Raw genomic sequence first — 4,133 nt, 5'->3', positions numbered from 1 at the left:
AGCACCGGATGCGGACTGACCTCCACGAACACCCGGTGACCCTCCGCCGCCAGCTCGGCAACGACCTCACCGAACCGCACCGTCTGACGCAGATTCCGGTACCAGTACCCGCCATCCAGCTCGGCGGTATCCACCACGCGGGCCTCAAGCGTGGAGCAGAACGGCACCGGGCTACTGCCAGCAGACACTCCGGCCAGGTCCTCGGCCAGACGCTCCCTGACCGCCTCGACATGCGCGGTGTGGGACGCGTAGTCCACCGCGATCCGCCGAGCACCGCGATCCGCGTAAGCCTCCGCGAACTCAACGCATGCCTGCGCGGCACCGGCCACCACGACCTGCCGGGGGCCATTCACCGCCGCCACTGACAGATCCTGGCCCCAGCGGGAGATCCACTCCCGTACCTCGTCCAGTCCGGCGGGCACCGACACCATCCCGCCCGTACCCGCCAGCCCGGCCAACGCCCGACTGCGCAACGCCACAACCCGCGCGCCGTCCTCCAGGGACAGGCCGCCCGCGACACACGCCGCGGCGATCTCGCCCTGACTGTGACCGGCCACAGCGGCGGGCTCCACGCCGCAAGCCCGCCACAGCTCGGCCAGACTCACCATCACCGCCCACGACGCCGGCTGGACCACATCCACCCGCGCCAACAACTCCGCATCGCCCAACACCTCACGCAACCGCCAGCCGACGAACGACGCCAACGCCTGCTCACAGCGCTCCATCGACGCCGCGAACACCGGCTCCTCGTCCCACAACTGCAGGCCCATCCCAGCCCACTGCGCACCCTGACCCGCGAACACAAACACCGGCCGCGACACCGACAACGAACCAACGCTCCCGCTCACCACACCAGGCGCCTCCTGCCCCGCAGCAGCCGCCGTCAGGCCCTCCAGCAGCTGGCCACGATCCTGGCCAACCACCGCCAACCGGTGCGAGAACGCCGTCGTCCGCGTCACCGCCAACGACAACGCCACATCCCCGACCGCGACCTCCGGACGATCAGCCACGAACTCCGCCAACCGACCCGCCTGCGCAGCCAGCGCCGCACCGGACCGCGCCGACAACACCCACGCCACCGGACCCGCAGACTCCAGCCCGGCCCTAGTCTCCAGGTCGTCCTGGGCAGGCTGCTCAAGAATGACGTGCACATTGGTGCCGCTGATCCCGAAACCCGACACACCAGCCCGCCGCGGACCGGAACCCTCAAGCCACTCGCGAGGCGCCGTCAGCAGTTCCACCGCCCCGGCCGACCAGTCCACATGCGAGGACGGAGCGTCCACGTGCAGCGTCTGAGGCAGCATCCCATGGCGCATCGCCTGCACCATCTTGATCACACTGGCCACACCGGCAGCCGCCTGCGTGTGACCGATATTCGACTTCACCGACCCCAGCAACAACGGCCGGCCCTCCGGCCGATCCTGACCATAGGTCGCCAGCAGCGCCTGCGCCTCGATCGGGTCACCCAATGCGGTACCGGTGCCATGCGCCTCCACCACATCAACATCACCCGGCTCCAACCTTGCGCTCGCCAACGCAGCCCGGATCACCCGCTGCTGCGACGGACCATTCGGCGCCGACAGACCATTACTCGCCCCGTCCTGGTTGACCGCACTACCCGCCACAACCGCCAACACCCGGTGCCCACGAGCACGCGCATCCGACAACCGCTCCAGAACCAGGACACCGACACCCTCACCCCACCCGGTGCCGTCGGCCGCCTCCGCGAACGGCTTGCACCGGCCATCGCCAGCCAACCCCCGCTGCCGCGCGAACTCCGTGAACATCTCCGGGTTGGGCATCACCGTTACGCCACCGGCCAACGCGATCCCGCACTCCCCGGACCGCAGCGCCTGCGCCGCAAGGTGAATCGCCGTCAGCGACGAGGAACACGCCGTGTCCACCGACACTGCGGGACCCTGCAGCCCCAGCGAGTACGCCACCCGGCCCGACGCCACACTCGCCGTGGTCCCGGTTATCCCGAAGCCACCGGCACCGTCCTGCTCACCAACCCGGTACCCCAGCGCGGTGATCCCGGCGTAAACCCCGGTGTCGGTGCCACGCAGCGAACCCGGGGCAATGCCCGCGTCCTCCAGCGCCTCCCAGCACGTCTCCAGCAACAACCGCTGCTGGGGATCCATCCCCAACGCCTCACGCGGACTGATCCCGAAGAACTCCGCATCGAAATCACCAGCACCATCCAGGAAACCACCCACCCGGGCAAAGGCAGCGCCCGCAGCACCGGAATCGGAGCCGTCCAAGCTCTCCAAGTCCCAGTCCCGGTTCGCCGGGAACCCCGACATCGCGTCGGTCCCTCCGGCGATCAACCGCCAGAAACCCTCCGGGTCCTCGACCCCGCCCGGGAACCGGCAACCCATCCCCACGATCACCACCGGCTCCTGCATCCGCGCAACTGCGGCAGGCGTTTCCCGCAGGGCCTCTTGCTCACCGGTCAGCTGCTGCCGCAGGTAGGCCACCAGCGCTGTCGGTGTCGGATGGTCGAACAGGACGGTGGCGGGCAGCTGCAGTGCGGTGGCGGTCATCAGCCGGTTGCGGAGGTCGAGCGCGCTGTAGGAGTCGAAGCCCTGCTCGCGGAAGCTCCGGTCGGCGTCGACATCCTGCGGCCCGTCATGACCGAGTACCTCGGCGGCAAGGGTCAAGACCAGGCGGGCGAGCTGACGCTCACCGTCGGCCCCCGACAAGCCGGTTGCCTGAGCGCCATCGTTCTGGGCCGGCGTCACCTCATGGCGTGATCCGCTCAGGATGGTGGACCGCAGCTCATCGGTGAGGTCCGCGATGACGACGCATGCGTCGTCGTGTCCCACGGCCCAGGTAAGTACTTCGGCCAGGTCGTCCGGGTCGGTGTGACGCAGGCCGTCGACGGCTCCAGCGCCGGCACCGTGCCAGGCGATGGAGGTGGCCGCGCGGCCTTCTGCCCAGCGCAGGCTCACCAGCGCGTCGGCGAAGGCACTGTAGGCACGCTTGTCCGCGTCCTGCTCGACCCCGAGCTGGGCGCCGGCGTGGGAGATCACGACGAACGCCGACAGATCGCGGTCGACGGTCCGGTCATGCAGGCGGAGCAGCGCCTCGATGTCCTGTGCCCCGGCCTGTTCGTCCGGCAGGCAGACGACCGCGGTGGCGTCCTGGGGCAGGTCCGTTCCCCGGACGGCCTCGGCGCCCGCAGCCGTCAGCCATCGGGTGATTGCCGCGGCGAGCGGGCCGCTGTCGTCACCGGCCAGCAGGACCTTGCCCGTCGGCTGCCACGGCAACCGTGACGTGTCGGCGTCGATGGGTGCGACGCGCACCTTCCTCGCGAACACTCCCGCCGTGCGCAGTGCGAGCCGGTCCTCGCTGTACCGGCCGCCGAGCACGGCGCGCAGCAGGCCTTGGGTGGTGGCGTCCCACGTTCGGGGCAGGTCAAGACATCCGCCGCGGCCGCCCGCCATCGACGGCCGATCCCAGATCGCGGACTGCCGCGGGTCGCCGGGCCGGTCGGCCGGCTCAGCAGGTACTGCCTCGACCGTGGCGTTCCACACCGGGACGCCGTCGACGATCGGCTGTCCAGGGGGCAGGAAGGAGACCACGCCGACGGCGTCAGGGTAGCGCTCACCCAGCAGGGCGCCGACCTGCGACGGGTCGGCCTGAAGACGGTGGACCACGCCGCCGTCGGCGGACAGCGCCTCCACCACCTCGGCAGCGACCCTCTCATCAGCGAATCCCGGGGGGACGAGGACCAGCCGGCTACCGCTGACCGCCGGTCGCATCTCCGCGGTCACCGGTTCCCACGCCACCCGGTACAGCTGCGAGTTGAACTTCGCACGACTGCGCTGCCGCTGCCGCAGGCCGGAGAGCGCCGGCATCAGCGATTCGACCACCGAACGCTCTGCGGTCAGGCCGAGTACTCCGGCGAGTGCCTCGACGTCGTTGCTCTCGATCGCCTGCCAGAACTCGCCATCGGCTGAGTCGCCGTCGTGATCGCCCGCAGCGGCGGCCTTCGGCCAGTAGTGCTGACGCTGGAACGGATACGTCGGCAGAGCAACCTTCACCGCCCGACCCTCGTCGGCGGTCACCGCGGCCCAGTCCACCTCCACACCAGCCGCATACAGACCAGCCAGCGCACGCAGCGCCGTCTC

General features: G+C 70.2%; 1 protein-coding gene. It reads right to left on the bottom strand.

From position 1 onward, the window contains the following. Positions 1-4,133 (bottom strand): beta-ketoacyl synthase N-terminal-like domain-containing protein (locus tag ACGFWI_RS38805; RefSeq protein ID WP_393910774.1); only part of this gene is annotated, 4,133 nt, incomplete at both ends.

This window comes from Streptomyces sp. NPDC048434 (genome assembly GCF_043200375.1).
Lineage (GTDB): Bacteria > Actinomycetota > Actinomycetes > Streptomycetales > Streptomycetaceae > Streptomyces.
This window is presented reverse-complemented; position numbering and strand designations above follow the sequence as displayed.